Source organism: Flavonifractor sp. AGMB03687 (assembly GCF_017811815.1).
Classification (GTDB): domain Bacteria; phylum Bacillota; class Clostridia; order Oscillospirales; family Oscillospiraceae; genus Flavonifractor.
Genome location: NZ_JADKZI010000001.1, coordinates 624616 through 638768 on the forward strand (window position 1 = coordinate 624616; position 14153 = coordinate 638768).

The 14153-nt window shown below is 59.1% G+C and carries 12 protein-coding genes and 1 tRNA gene; 9 read left to right on the forward strand and 4 right to left on the reverse strand.

The genetic code is table 11. The annotated features are described in order from the left end of the window. Positions 1-5: 5 nt before the first annotated feature. Positions 6-2009: a glycoside hydrolase family 20 zincin-like fold domain-containing protein gene (locus tag J9789_RS02975; RefSeq protein ID WP_209342138.1), complete on the forward strand. Its 2004-nt coding sequence runs from the start codon at positions 6-8 to the stop codon at positions 2007-2009. A 227-nt stretch (positions 2010-2236) separates the two neighbouring features. Here the strand turns inward: J9789_RS02975 and J9789_RS02980 are convergent, their stop codons facing one another. Further along, complete coding sequence (locus J9789_RS02980) at positions 2237-2461, reverse strand: hypothetical protein (RefSeq protein WP_209342139.1); 225 nt, start codon at positions 2459-2461, stop codon at positions 2237-2239. A 29-nt stretch (positions 2462-2490) separates the two neighbouring features. Here J9789_RS02980 and J9789_RS02985 point away from each other — a divergent pair, with 29 nt between their 5' ends. Next, the gene (locus J9789_RS02985; RefSeq protein WP_209342140.1) at positions 2491-2655 is read left to right on the forward strand and encodes a helix-turn-helix domain-containing protein; all 165 of its coding nucleotides are present in this window, start codon (positions 2491-2493) and stop codon (positions 2653-2655) included. A 353-nt stretch (positions 2656-3008) separates the two neighbouring features. Here J9789_RS02985 and J9789_RS02990 read toward each other — a convergent pair whose 3' ends face one another. Further along, complete coding sequence (locus J9789_RS02990) at positions 3009-4529, reverse strand: helix-turn-helix domain-containing protein (protein WP_209342141.1); 1521 nt, start codon at positions 4527-4529, stop codon at positions 3009-3011. Between the two features lie 173 nt (positions 4530-4702). On the opposite strand from J9789_RS02990, the gene J9789_RS02995 reads away from it, so the two are divergent. The 7 genes from J9789_RS02995 to J9789_RS03025 all read left to right on the forward strand — a co-directional run bounded on the left by J9789_RS02995 (position 4703) and on the right by J9789_RS03025 (position 11623). After that, positions 4703-4960, forward strand: a complete 258-nt coding sequence (locus J9789_RS02995; RefSeq protein ID WP_245185002.1) for an acyl carrier protein — start codon at positions 4703-4705, stop codon at positions 4958-4960. 22 nt (positions 4961-4982) lie between these two features. Continuing rightward, the gene (locus tag J9789_RS03000; protein WP_209342143.1) at positions 4983-6755 is read left to right on the forward strand and encodes a CocE/NonD family hydrolase; all 1773 of its coding nucleotides are present in this window, start codon (positions 4983-4985) and stop codon (positions 6753-6755) included. Positions 6756-6788: 33 nt separating this feature from the next. After that, positions 6789-7202, forward strand: coding sequence for a holo-ACP synthase (locus J9789_RS03005; RefSeq protein ID WP_209342145.1), 414 nt, complete (start codon positions 6789-6791; stop codon positions 7200-7202). Further along, positions 7190-8188 (forward strand): phosphate acyltransferase, encoded by a 999-nt coding sequence (locus tag J9789_RS03010; RefSeq protein ID WP_209342148.1) that lies wholly within the window; start codon positions 7190-7192, stop codon positions 8186-8188. The genes J9789_RS03005 and J9789_RS03010 overlap by 13 nt, the downstream gene beginning before the upstream one ends. Before the next feature lie 14 nt (positions 8189-8202). Beyond that, complete coding sequence (buk, locus tag J9789_RS03015) at positions 8203-9309, forward strand: butyrate kinase (RefSeq protein ID WP_209342150.1); 1107 nt, start codon at positions 8203-8205, stop codon at positions 9307-9309. A gap of 97 nt (positions 9310-9406) precedes the next feature. Then, a complete protein-coding gene (locus J9789_RS03020; protein WP_209342152.1) occupies positions 9407-10768 on the forward strand; it encodes an MFS transporter in 1362 nt (453 codons plus the stop codon). Positions 10769-10786: 18 nt separating this feature from the next. After that, complete coding sequence (locus J9789_RS03025; RefSeq protein WP_209342154.1) at positions 10787-11623, forward strand: alpha/beta hydrolase; 837 nt, start codon at positions 10787-10789, stop codon at positions 11621-11623. Between the two features lie 312 nt (positions 11624-11935). On the opposite strand, the gene J9789_RS03030 is transcribed toward J9789_RS03025, so the two are convergent. Next, positions 11936-12012, reverse strand: a tRNA-Arg gene (locus J9789_RS03030). A 68-nt stretch (positions 12013-12080) separates the two neighbouring features. After that, complete coding sequence (locus J9789_RS03035; RefSeq protein ID WP_209342156.1) at positions 12081-14120, reverse strand: serine hydrolase domain-containing protein; 2040 nt, start codon at positions 14118-14120, stop codon at positions 12081-12083. Positions 14121-14153: the final 33 nt, after the last annotated feature.

The following is a 14153-nucleotide window of genomic DNA, read 5'->3' on the forward strand; positions in this document are numbered from 1 at the left end:
ATTGAATGAACATAAAGATTTATCCCATGGTAAAGCAACTGCATCCCCAGGAGGGGGAATGCAAGCTCTCCGCTCTGGGACTGGTGTCCTGCAGCGAACCGGTAGAAGCGCGCTGGTGGAATGAATTTCCCGAGCACCTGCTGCCCACGGCGCAGGAGGAAAGTCACCCCTTCCGCTATACTGCGGGTGAGCCGATCGAGATTTCCGCCGCAGAGGAGGAGCAGGGGTACGTGCTGTCGGTTTCCACCAGCGGCATCGTGGTACAGGGCGCAGACAGTGCCGGCCTGCGCTATGGTCTGGATACGCTGGGTCAGCTGCTGGCTCAGGCCCAGAATGATACGCTGCCCTGCCTGACCATCCGGGACTACCCTTCCCTGAAGCACCGGGGCCTGATGCTGGACGTTTCCCGCGGAAAGGTATTTACCCGTCAGTACCTGATGGAACTGGTGACCCTGCTGTCCAAGCTGCGCTATAATGTGCTGCAGCTCTATATTGAGCATACCTTTGACTTCCAGCGCCACCCTGAGATCTGTGCCGACAGCGATCCGCTGACGGCAGAGGATATCACCGCTCTGCAGGAGATGTGTAAGGCCAACGGGATCGAGCTGCAGGCAAACCTGCAGTCCCTGGGGCACTGTCGGCGCATTCTGACCCGGCCGGAGCACATGGCGCTTTCGGAAAGCGATATGTTCTGGTCTTTCAGCACCACCTCTGAGGGCTCGTTCCAGCTGCTGGACGAGCTGTATGAGGAATATCTGCCCCTGTTTGAAAGCCCCTGGCTCAATGTATGCCTGGATGAGCCCTACGACATCGGCTGCGGGCAGAGTGCGGATGCAAAGGCGCGCGGAGAGGATCTCTATCTCACCTATTTTCAGCGGATCCATCAGCTGGCCGGAAAATATGGAAAGCACATTATGGCGTTTGCCGACGTATTCCTGCGCAATCCGGAGAGCATGGCCCAGATGCCCGATGATGTCATTTATCTAGACTGGTGCTATGATCCTAAGGAGCACTACGGGACGCCTGCCAAGATCGGAGCCAGCGGGAGAAAATTCTGGGTCTGTCCCGGTACGGGAAATTGGAACACCCTCTTTCCCCGTCTGGATGGCGCAGTCTCCAATATTGTGCAGCTGCTTCGGGAAGGCATGGACGCAGGGGCGGACGGCATGCTGCTGACCGACTGGAATGACCATGGCGCCTATGCCCAGCCCGGTCCCGGCTATTATGTTTATGCCTATGGCGGCTCCGCTGCGTGGCAGGGGAACGATCCCGGCGCAGAGCTGGTCTCCGCCCAGGTCGATCAGGTCCTGGGACTTGAGGGTTATGCCAACGTGGTACGGAAGCTGGCGGAGATCTATCAGATCCCGCCGTTCTGGTCCAAAAACAGAAGTGAATGTGGTATGGCCCTCTTTGATGAGCCTGTATTTGGCCAGGCCATCCGGGGAATGGTCCCGCCGGAGACGCTGCGTGCCTATGATCTGTCTCTTCCGGAGGGGATCGAGCCGGTGCTGGAACGACACTCCCAGCATCCGCTGCGCCCCTACTTCCAGATCACGCCTTCCGTGTGCGGTCAGGTCAGGGAGATCGTGATGGAGGCCAGAAAAGCGCTGGACAGCCTGGCTGACGGTAACATCAAAGATCAGCTTTTGTATCTGACGGACGCCTTTATGCTGATGACCGACAAGCTGGCGTTCAGCAGACAGCTGCTGGAGGCCTTCCAGACACGGCGGGTGGATATTGCCCAATTCCTGCAGATGGAGGATCAGCTGCGTCTGCTGATCAAGCGGTTTGTGCGCCTGCAGTTGGATTACGTAAAGATCTGGCTTTCTGTGGCACGGCCCTCTGAGATAGAGCTTTCCATCACCTACTTTGCGCATATCATTGAGCGCCTGGACTATCTGAAAGAGTGGCTCTCTGTTCAGAGGGAACTGACGGCGGCTGGAAGAATTGTGGACTATGATTTCGATACCTATGAGACCGCGGGCTATCGTACGCTTCCCACCTACTGATCGCTGCGGTATCTCAGTTAAAGAAAGGAAGCCCAGGGAGTATAGCTCCCTGGGCTTCCTTATTCGTTCGAAGACGGTAACAATAATAGTTGGTTCTCAGCCTCAGGAATGGCGGATAAGCAATTCTGTATTCTTGCCGAAGAGTAGGCCTTCATTATAGGTTCAACATTGTTATTATGTGTTTTTTCTAAATTTGTGCTCAACCAGTAATGGTCACGCCCCCAGCATTATTGCAAATGAAGTATGTCCTCTACCGCGATATGAAAGAGTTCTATACCATTCCGAAACTGTGCCGTCTCTTTGAGTTGGACAAAAGTGAGCTGAGACAACACGCCGACAAATATGCCATCAGCCCGGTAGAGAATCAGTTCGGTAACTGGGGATTCCTCAAGGCTGGTGTGCAGAAGCTGCACAACGCTATCTACAAGTAGCAGTGGAGCTACTAGCTCCAAAGCAGCAACTTCCATCAGGATCCCTGAGCATGAGCGAGATCCTGACGGTCAAAGAGGCAGCAATTTTGCTCAAAACTAGCTGCCAGCAGATCTGCAGGATGATCCAGAATGAGAAACTCCCGGCCGTCACGGTTGGCCGGGAGTGGAGAATCAGCAAGTACGCCCTGCTGGATTATCTGGGGTTCCCGTATTAGCGGGAACCCCATTTTTATTTGGCCAACGTTTCTAAAAAAGAAATCAATGCCAGTATCTGTTTATCTGTAAGTTTGGTGATCTGTTGCAGCAACCGATCCTGCTTTGTATCCCAGTCGGACGGAACATCAAAATCCCTCAGTAAGATATACAGGGCATCACATGCTTGCCGAATAAAGATGGATGGCATAGCTAGGCAGACCTAAGAGAAATGAAGTAGCTACTCTCTTTTATTTCGGGCGATTTAGAAATTGAACAGTACGGTTGACAGACCAAAGCCCACTAAAGAGTAGGCAATAATGCCGCAAAAATACTAACTGCTTGGGGACAGTCCGTTGGACCGTCCCCTCTTTTTCTATTGCATCAGCTGCAAAAAGGCCAGTGTGAGTCCTATGCGCATCCGCTCACTACCGTCCTCCAGCCGCAGGCCAAAGCGCTCCTTGATCTGCCGGATGCGGTAAAACAGCGTGTTTTTGTGGATAAATAGTTCGTCCGCCGCCTTATGCGGGGTCTCCGCGTACTTCAGGTAGCTGGTCAGGGTAGCCAGATACTGGGTCTGGTTGGCCCGGTCATACTCCGCCAGCCGGATGACGTTCGGGCGGCAGAAGGAACCCAGGGGCGCATGCTGAGACAGAAGCTCGCCAATGTGATAGGGCAGATAATCCCGGTAATTGTAGACTGTCCGGTCAGGCGAGACCCGGCACCCCAGCTCAAACGCGGCCAGACTCTGCTGATAGGCGCAGCGCAGCTCCAGCAGCGTTTTGAAGCGTCCGCTGATCGCTGCCCGCAGCTTGTTTTTGGACAGATACTCCAGCAGTCCTGTGTTGGTCTTATCATCCGCCGCACCGTCGGCGGGGTAAGCGGTGAAATATACGATCTTATTGTCATAAATGACCCAGCGGCTGTTGGGCAGCAGCGAATGGAGGGCCTCCGACACCAGCCGCGCTTTCCGGTCAAATACGCCGAATCTCTGGTCGAACACGGTAATGATGTACATGTTGTCGGTCAGCGTCCATCCCAGCTGCGCACTGCGAACGGTAGCTGTTTCGCCGTCGGTCACATTCCCGTTGAGCAGGTCGGCCAGCAGTACGCTGTGCTGCAGGCTGACGTTGTTGCCATAAAAGTCGTTTTTCTGCAGTTCCAGCGCCACCAGGCGGCAAAGAAAATTCACCAGTTCAAAATCGTAGTGGGTAAATGGGCGGTTGCAGTCCATCACGCCGATCTGCGCCACCTCAATACCGTCGGAGTAGACCAGAGCTGTGATCCAGCCGTGGGCGGCGTCCGGCTCCTTGTTGTAATAGGGATAATGAAACTGACGGGCGCACTCATACAGCTTGGCCCGCTTCATGGCATTGATGTTGGCATCCAGCATATATCCCACGTCTTTTTGGCGGGTCAGGTCCGCCCGCTGGAGAGTCAGATCCGAGTTGATGGCCAGGATCTTGTAGCTGGTATCCACTACGATCATGGGATTCCCCAGAACACGGTAGGCGCAGTCCAGCAGATGCTGCAGGCCCCGACCAGTGGACAGGGCCCCCACCAGCTCCCCGCAGGCAGACTGATAGCGATACTGCTGGGACAGGCACTGGCTGACCTGCCGGATTACATTCTCCGGCGGACTGGAGGTCCACACCAGATTGACCCCCTCCCAGGCGGGCAGCTGGTCCTCATCCGGCCGGGGACCAATGCACAGACAACTGATGCCAAACCGGGGCGGGGGCAGCTGTTCCAGCTGCCCAACATACAGTACGCCGATTTCCGGCGCATCATCGTTATCCGCCGGCAAGAAGGTCTCAATCTCGGCTTGGCGGTCAACGGAGCGCAGCCAGGTCACGTCTTTGAACTGCGCTTCTTCCAGCAGGCGAAACAATTCCAAACCCGTTTCCTCCATTTCACCCTATTGTGCTGGAACACAAAGAGACCGCATTTTTTGTCGGTTTGTTTACACTCCAGCACATGTTGAATTGCTTTTTATTATAGTACAATACACCAGAAGAAAGCAAGGAACGTTGCTAAATCTATTCATTTTCAACAATGGAGGGTATTAAAATGTCTGCATCTGTGCGTGAAGAAGTAAAGGCCAAGCTGATTCAGCGGGCAGCGCCCCTGTTTGGGAAAAAGCCCGAAGAGCTCACCGAAGAGCTGCGTTTTGTGGAGGATCTGAATGCCAAGTCGGTCCATTATTCTCAGATCACCACCTTCCTGGAGGACGAGTTTGATGTGGAGATCCCCTACATGACCTTCCGCCGGAAAAAGACCATCGGCGAGGCCATTGAGTACGTGTACGACCTGGTCGAGAACGGCTAAAAAACGAGAGGAGCTGAATACCATGGCAGAGTGTCCCAAGGGTGAATACGTAGTCAAAAAGGAAGTGTTCGGCGGCGAGGAGCTGGAGGCTATCTACCGCGTGGCCCGCAAGCCGGTAGCCAATCAGGAAGAGGTCGACCTGGCCACCAGCGACGACCCCATGGCCCGCATGGGTCAGGGCTTCTGTCCCGCCTTCAATCAGCGGGTCTACGAGGCGGCTCCCGGCATCCTGTGTGAGCAGGATGTGCCCGTGAAAATGCGAGACGGTGCCACCATTTACTGCGATATCTTCCGTCCCAAGGATGAGAGCAAGACCTATCCCGCCATTGTGTCCTGGAGCTGGTTCGGCAAGCGCCCCGGCGACGGCATGAGCGAGTGGCAGATCATGGGCGTACCCCCTCACACCGTCTCCAAGATGGCCAAGTTCGAGAGCCCCGACCCCATGTACTGGTGCTATCAGGGTTACGCCGTGGCCAACGTGGATGTTCGCGGCGCCGGCCATTCTGAAGGCGCCGTACATATGTTTACTCACCAGGACCGGGAGGATGGCTACGACTTCGTAGAGTGGCTGGCCGCCCAGCACTGGTGCAACGGCAAGGTGGGCATGTCCGGCAACTCCGGCGTCGCCATGCATCAGTGGGGCATCGCTGCCATGCAGCCCCCGCACCTGGCCTGCATCGCCCCCTGGGAGTGCACCACCGACCTCTTCCGCGAGAGCCTCTATGAGGGCGGCATCCCCGCACTGAGCTTCAACGAGTTTATCGCCGCCCAGGTCACCGGTACCGGCGGCGTGGATGATCAGGTGGCCATGGCCCGCAAGTACCCCTTCATGAACGCCTACTGGCAGGACAAGATCGCCGACTGGGCCAGCGTGAAGATCCCTGTGTACCAGACCGCCGGCTGGAGCCACTTCCACCTGCCCGGTTCCATCAACGCCTGGCGCCGGTGTAAGAGCCGCCGCAAGTGGCTGCGTATCCACCGGGACTTTGAGTGGCCCGACACCTACGCTCCCGAGAACCTGGAGGACCTGAAGCGCTTCTATGACCGCTACCTGAAGGACATCCACAATGGCTGGGAGATGACCCCCAAGGTGCGGGTGGACGTGATGGACGCCTTCGATCTGGACCACGCCGACCGCCGTCCCGAGACCAGCTTCCCCCTGCAGCGCACCCAGTACAAGAAGCTGTACCTCAACGCCGCCGACACCAGCCTCCAGACCACCCCTGTGGAGACGGAGAGCCAGATCTCCTACGACGGCAACACCGGCAAGGTGGAGTTTGACATGGCCTTCGATGAGGACACTGAGCTGACCGGCTACATGTACCTGCGCTTGTATGTGGAGGCCGACGGCCACGACGATATGGACCTGTTCGTCAACATCCAGAAGGCGGATGCCTCCGGCCGCTGGATCCCCTGGTTCACCCTGAACGAGCCCCATCCCGGCGCCTGGGGCAAGATGCGAGTCTCCCGCCTCGAGCTGGACGAGAAGCTGTCCACCAAGTTCTGCCCCGTGCTGGCCCAGAAGCGTGAACTGAAGCTGTCCAAGGGCGAGATCGTGCCGGTGGACATCGCCATCGTGCCCTCCAGCCGCTTCTGGCACAAGGGCGAGCGCATCCGCGTTCAGATCGCCGGCCGCTACATCCGTGAGGGCTGGTTCGAGCCTCTGGCTTGGGACACCGACAACCGCGGCAATCATATCATCCACACCGGCGGCCAGTACCAGAGCTTCCTCCAGGTGCCCATGATTCCCAGCAAGTACGACTACTACATGGACATGGGCTACGAGAGCAACTGATCCATAGGGCGGCATCAGGCAGGAGGCGGTGTTATGGTAGTGGGCATCGGTACAGATATCGTAACCAAGACGGAACTGAATCCGGAGTGGCTCACGCCGACGGACCCCTTCTGCCGGGCCACCTTTACCCCGGCGGAGCAGCAGGAGGCCCAGGCCTGCCGGGACCGGCACAGCTATTTCTGCGGACGGTTTGCCGCCAAAGAGGCGGTCTTCAAGACCCTGGGCCTGCCCACGGATACCCGGCTCCCACTGGGGCAGATCGAGGTCCTGCACAATGCCCAGGGCGCCCCGACGGTTCGCCTCCACGCCGATGCGGCGGAGGCGGCCCGCCGCCGGGGGATCGGGAGCATTTTGCTCACCCTGACCCACAATTCAGATTACGCGGTCGCCTTTGCCCTGGCGCAGAGCGGCCCGGACAGCAATGAGGAGGAACTATGGCAAACCTGATTCAGGAACTGATTCAGAAGGCGGCCCAGAACCCCAAACGGGTGGCGCTGCCTGAATGCGAGGCGGAGAAGACCCTGCTGGCCGCCCGCGCGGTGCTGGATTCCGGCATCGGCATGCCGGTGCTGGTAAACGACCCCGCTGTGATCCGCGAGACGGCGGAAAAGGCAGGGGTATCTATTGAGGGCATGGAGATCGTGGACATCACCGACGAGGCTGGCCGGGCCGGCCTGGCCGCCCGCTTCCCCAAGGAAGAGATGATGCTCAGCGAGAAGGCCTGCCTGCGCAAGATGAAGAATCCCATCTACTACGCCATGATGCTGGAGAAGGTGGGCGATGTGGACTGCACCTTCTGCGGCCACACCAACACCACCGGCGACGTGCTGCTGGCCGCTCAGACCGTGATCGGCATGCAGGAAGGGGTGGAGGTGCCCTCCATCTTCGCCCTCATGGAGGTACCCGGTTTTGAGGGACCCGAGGGGGACCGCATCGTGCTTACCGACTGCGGCCTGAACCCCGCCCCCACGCCCAGCGAGCTGGCGGGCATCGCCATTGCCACCTGTGACAACGTGCGGGCTCTGATGGGCTGGGAGCCCAAGGCAGCCTTCCTGTCCTTCTCCACCCTGGGCAGCGGTGCTGCCGACAGCGTGGACAAGATCACCGAGGCCCTGCGCATTGCCCAGGAACGGCGGCCCGACCTGAAGCTGGACGGCGAGCTCCAGCTGGATGCCGCTCTGGATCCGGCGGTGGCCGCCAAGAAGCTGGGCCGGGAGTCCTCTGTGGCTGGCCAGGCCAACATCCTGGTCTTCCCTGAGCTCAACGCCGCCAACATCGCCGTCAAGCTGATTCAGCGCTTCAGCCACGGCAAGGGCTACGGCCACACCCTCTCCGGCTTCCAGAAGCCGGTGGCCGACTCCTCCCGGGGTTCCAGCGTGGAGGAGATGACCGGCGATATCGCCATGGTGGTCATTGCCGCTGCCAACCAGTAAGAAGGAGAACTACGATGGGATACAAAATCTTTACCCTGAGCCCCGGCTCCACCAGCACCAAGCTGGCAGTGTTTGACGGGGAGGAACGCATTTTCAAAGCCAACGTCACCCACGATCCGGAGACCCTCAAGAGCTTTGCCAAGGTCAACGACCAGCTGCCCTACCGGGTGGAGACCATTCTGGAGGAGCTGGGCAAGGAGGGGATCTCCCTGGAGGAGATGGACGCCTTTGCCGCCTACTCCGGCGGTCTGGAGTCCACCCCCGGCGGTATTTTCCCCGTCAACGACAAGATCATTGAGGACTGCACCAAGCCCCACATCTTTGAGCATCCCGCCATCCTGGGCGCTCAGATCATCCACCGCTTCAGCCAGCAGACCGGCAAGCCCGCCCTGCTGGTCAATCCTCCCGACACCGACGAGTTCCAGGATCTGGCCCGCGTGTCCGGCATTAAGGGCATCTACCGGGGGAGTCACGTCCACGTGCTCAACCAGAAGGAGGTTGCCATGCGGGCCGCCAAGGAGCTGGGCAAGACCTATGAGGAGTGCAGCCTGGTGGTGTGCCATGTGGGCGGCGGCCTGTCCATCACCGCCCAGCAGAACGGCCGTATCATCGACGGCAACGACGTGCTCCAGGGCGAGGGCCCCATGGCTCCCAACCGCTCGGGCAACGTGCCGCTGATGCCGGTGATCCGGATGTGCTTCTCCGGGGAATATACCCAGAAGGAAGTGGAGAACAAGGTCAGCAAGACCGGTGGCTGGCTGGGTTTGGCCGGCACCGACAGCGCCCTGGAGCTGGAGCGCCGTATCGGCGAAGGCGACCAGTGGGCTGAGCTGGTGTTCGACGCCATGGCCTATCAGCTGGCCAAGAACATCGGCAGCTACGCCTGCGTCCTCCGGGGCAAGGTGGACGCGGTGGTTATGACCGGCGGCGTCTCCAACAGCAAGCGCTTCGTGGACAAGGTGAAGGAATACGCCGGCTGGGTGGCCCCCTTCATCGTCTACGGCGGCGACTTTGAGATGGAGGCCCTGGCCAGCGGTGCCATCCGCTACCTCACCGGAGCGGAGGCCCCCAAGGAGTACACCGGTATTCCGGTGTGGTCTGGCTTTTCTTTCGAGCACTGAGACCCGCTCAATACGGGCTGCGGCGCTTTTGAACCACATGACCCATTTCGGCGCCGGAACATACGCCTTGAGTCAATGAGAAAAGAGGAATGGAAACATGAAAAACAAACATAAGGCTTCCTCCGCCGTCAACTTCGGCGGCTGGGGATGGTTTTTGGTTCTGATCTGCATCGTCTATCAGATGATGTACTCCGCCTTCGCGGTGGACGGCATCAACGGATACGGCGCCAGCCTGGCCGCCTATCTGTCCCAGGTCAGCGGAACGGAGATCACCAGCGATATGCTGACCGCCATGCTGACCCCCATCGGCATTATCTGCTGTCTGCTGGGCCTGCTCTTTACCACTCTGGTGCTGAAGAAAGGCACCAAGCTGGTGGCGGTGGTCTCCTGCTTCGGTATGGCCATCGCTGTATTCTGCTTTGGCCGCATTACCAACTTCACCAACTTTACCATCGGCCTGTTTTTCGTACAGATCTTCGGTACCTGCCTGGCCTTTGCGGTTCATCACAGCTTCGTAGGCTCCTGGTTCCCCACCCTGAAGGGTGTGGTCATGGGCTGGACCACCATGGGCCTGCCTCTGACCAGTATGATCCTGGTCCCCTTTGTGACCTGGTGCTTTGCCGGCAGCTGGGGCTGGACCGGTTTCTGCAACACTCTGGCTGTGGTCCTGCTGGTTCTGGGCTTTGTTACCCTGATCTTCATGACCAACACCCCTGAGGAGAAGGGCTGCTATCCCGACAACATCCGGCCGGAAAACCGTCCCCATCAGGATACCCGCGAGGACCTGACCCGCTACTTCAAGACCAAGTACTCCATCGTGGACCTGCTGAAGAACAAGAGCGTCTGGATGATCGTCATCGGCTTTGGCATTCCCTGGGCCACCACCGCTGGTGTTATGAGCCAGATCATCGTGCGTATGATGAGCACCGGCTATTTCGCTGATCCCTTTGCTCCCGTGGCGATCCTCTCCGGCTGCACCCTGATCGGTCTGCTGGGCAGCTTCTGCTGGGGCTGGCTGGACACCGCCATCGGCACCAAGCGGGCCGGTGTGCTCTACAACCTGGCCTATGTGGTGTTCCTTATCGGCATGATGTTCCTGCACAAGATGCCTGTCATCATGTGCACTGTGCTTACCGCCTGCTTGTGCTTCACCGCCGGCGGCATCCCCAACCTGATGCCCAGTATGGTCATCTCCAAGTTCGGCCGCTATGAGTTCATGTCCGCCAACCGGGTATGCACCCCGCTGGCCACCATCATCCAGAGCTGCGGCTTCGCCATCCTGGTTCTGGGCAAGAGCCTGGGCGGCGGCAACAACTGGTTTGCCGGATACGGCGTGTTCGTGGTGCTCTGCCTCATCGGCGCCTTTGTGATCTCCCGCATCGATGACACCAAGGAGTCCGACGATGCGGCCATCGAGCAGGAGCTGCTGGAAAAGGCCAGAGTTCACAGCGCGAAATAAGTCAAACGGAGCTTATAAATGGAACAGAAGCGATATCAGGACCCCTTCCTGCGCAGCTTTGTCAAACTTCTGCCCTCCCTCCGCAGCTCCCAGCGCGACGCGGTATTAGGACAGCCCCTCAGTGGGCTGTCCTTCTCCGTACCCTGCGACGGTCGGGAAATCCCCGTGTGGATCCACCCCGCCAGATCGGCCGGGCGTCCCGCGCTGTTTGAGCTGCACGGCGGCGGCTTTGTGCTGGGCGATGCAGAAAAGTGCGATGGATTCTGCGAGCTGCTGGCGCAGGAACTGGATATAACCGTAGTGGCCATTGGCTACCGTCTGGCCCCGGAATTCCCATATCCCGCGGCGGTGGAGGATGTATATGAGGTTGTGCGCTGGTTTTCTCAGCATCCCCAGACCCACTCCATCGACCCACACCGGATGATGGTCATGGGATACAGCGCGGGCGCCAACCTGGCCACCGTGTGCGCCATGCTGGCAAAGGAACGGGGAGAATTCTCCCTGTGCGGGCAGATTCTGTGCTACCCCTATCTGGACAGCGTTCATGCGCCTGGAGAAAAGCCGCATTTTGAATCAGACATGGATCCCGAAGTTATGGAGGCCTTTTCTGCCCTGTATTGCACCCAAGCGCAGCGGTCAGATCCCCATGTCTCCCCGGTCTGCGCTTCCCTCGCACAGCTCCGGGGTGTGTGCCCCGCCCTTGTGCTTCTGGCTGAGCATGATGCATTAAAGCCCGAGGGGGAGCACTATATCCGCCTTCTGCAGCAGGCAGGTGTACCTGTGGACTACAGGATCCTGAACCAAACCCACCATGGCTTTCTGGAGGACTGGGCTAACCGGGCGGCCTACGAGTAGCAGCCTTCCGATGTCCGCGCAAAGCACAGTCCGGACTTCATCCGGAGTGCTCAGTGGGCTGTGGTCATTATTAAAAATTTTATTCAGCAGATCAACAAGAGTGCCCAATAGTATATTTGGGTTGTTCGCCTCTTTCCTTTTCTTCCAAACGCCACAAACCAACCAGGTATTCGGGTCTATTATGACAGACGATCCTGAGCTGTGAAGCTTCTATGGGTTGGCGCTAAATATAGAGAGGGAAACCATAAGGCAAACCAATCCTCAAAAAGCAAAAAGAAATCCTGTAACCCTTGTGGTTACAGGATTTCTTCGTGGTACGCCCGAAGGGACTCGAACCCCCAGCCTTCAGAACCGGAATCTGACGCTCTATCCAATTGCGCTACGGGCGCGTCTGACACGCTCATTTAACGTGCCAGATTATTATAGCAAAGGAAGGTTGGTTTGTAAAGAGTAATTTTTACTTTTCTTCCCCTGCGGTGAGGGTGAGAACGAACCGGGCATCGGGCGCGCCGGAAAAGACTACCCAGCCGCCCTCCGGCAGCACAGCGGAGGTATCGCCCCAGGCCCAGGAGGCCGCCACCACAGCGCCGTTGGCGTCATAGACCGCGAAGCCGCCCTCTTCTGGCAGCTGGACCGACATGGTCTTTCCGGCGGCGGAGCCCACCTGATACCAGCGGGCATAGCCGTCGGACTGGATGGTGGACCAGGAGTAGGAACCGCCGTAGAGGGTCTCCACGGCGGAGATATCCATATAGATGCTGCCGCAGGTGGAGAGATACTCCACGCCGTTCTGCTCCGTCATGGTGATATTCTGCCAGTCACGGCCGTCCAGGCCGGGGATCTGGGCCGCGCCCTCGGCGTGGTTGGCGTCCACCATGCGGTCAAAGACCATGTAGCCCGGCATATTGACCGGGTCGGTCGCCAGCCCGGCCATGGGGAGTGCCAGGGCATACTGAATGTTGGTGTACTTCAGATTTGCCGCCAGATAGAGCTTGCCGCTGCGAGCATCCCAGGCGGACTGGACGTCCTGGGAAACCGGGTTGTCAGGCAGCTTCATGTAGATATAAGAGGAACTGGGCACCTCCCCCAGGCCGGGAACGGAGGCATAGGCCTTTTGCCAGAGATAGGTCTGGCCGTTGTCTGCCTCCACGAATTTGACCATCACCATCTGGTTTTCGTCCCGGAAGGAGCCGTCGCTGTAGTAGTACAGCGGGGAACCACCGGCGGACAGAACGCCGTCCTCGGTCAGGGTAACAAAGGTGGCCTGGGTGGAATCACCGTACAGGCCAACATAGTCCATCAGCTCCATAGGTACCTCTGTTGTACGCTCTGCGGGAGGCAGGGTGTGGGTCGGCTGATCCACCGTTACCCCCTGCTGGGCCAGAGCGGCAATGAGCATCTGGTTGGCGGCCATCTCGTCATAGGTGCTGATGCCGCCGGAGGAGAGGACCGCCGCCGCCATGTGGTACTGGGGTAGGACCACCAGTCCGCCGTGATAGACAATGGTGTCGCCTCCCTTGGCCAGGGCCTGAACGTCGCTGTAGGCAAAGGGGTACCAGTGGACGTTGTCCCAGCCCAGGCCGTAGGCCACCGCGTCCTCGTCGTCCTCCGGCCAGAGGCCGTTGGCGTATTCCTCCGCCATGGAGGCAGTGCGGGCGGTCTCCGACAGAATGCCGTCCTGGCAGAACAACAGCCCGCCGAAGGCGGCCAGATCGGAAGCGGTGGCGTAGATGCCGCCGGTGCCGTGAACGCCTACCGACTCATTGGGCAGGGCCTGGGTGTCCTCGGCAGAGAGATAGGTCTTGGCCAGACGGCTGGCGTCAAAATCATCGCCGGGGAAGTAGGTGTTTTCCAGCCCGGCAGGCTCCAGCAGGGCCTGGCGGACGTACTGGCCGAAGTTCATGCCGCTGACGGCCTCCACCACCAGCTCCGCCAGGGTGAAGCCGTCGTTGCAGTAGACGCTGAAGGCGCCGGGGTCAGCCTTCAGTGTCTGGGTGGACAGCTCCTCCAGCAGGGTGTCCGCCGCCAGAGTGTCGGGGTCGTTGAGCAAAAAGGCGTTGGCGGTGGTGGAGCCGGCCAGTCCGGAGGAGTGGTTGAGCAGCATCCGGACGGTGATGTCTTTATAGCGGGCGTCCGCCATGGTAAAGTCGGGCAGATAGGTGGTCACCGGAGCGTCCAGCCGGAGCTTGCCCTCGTCGGACAGCTTGAGGACGGCGGCGGTGGTGTACACCTTGCTCACCGAGCCGATGCCGTAGAGGATATCGTCGGTGAGGGCCCGGTTCTCCGTCCGGGAGTAGTCCCCGGCGTGGCCGGTGAGGATGATCTCGCCGTCCTGCCACAGAGCGTACTGGATGCTCTGGGCCCCGCCGTACTGCTGGGCCGCCAGGGCCGCGGCATGGGCGGTCTCTGACAGGGTGTCCTCCGCTGCCCCGGCGGGCAGGACACAGAGGGAGAGGGCCAGCGCTCCGGTCAGGAGCAGGGATCCCATTCGTTTCATGTGTGATTCCTCCTTTTTTCAGATCCTGTGGAG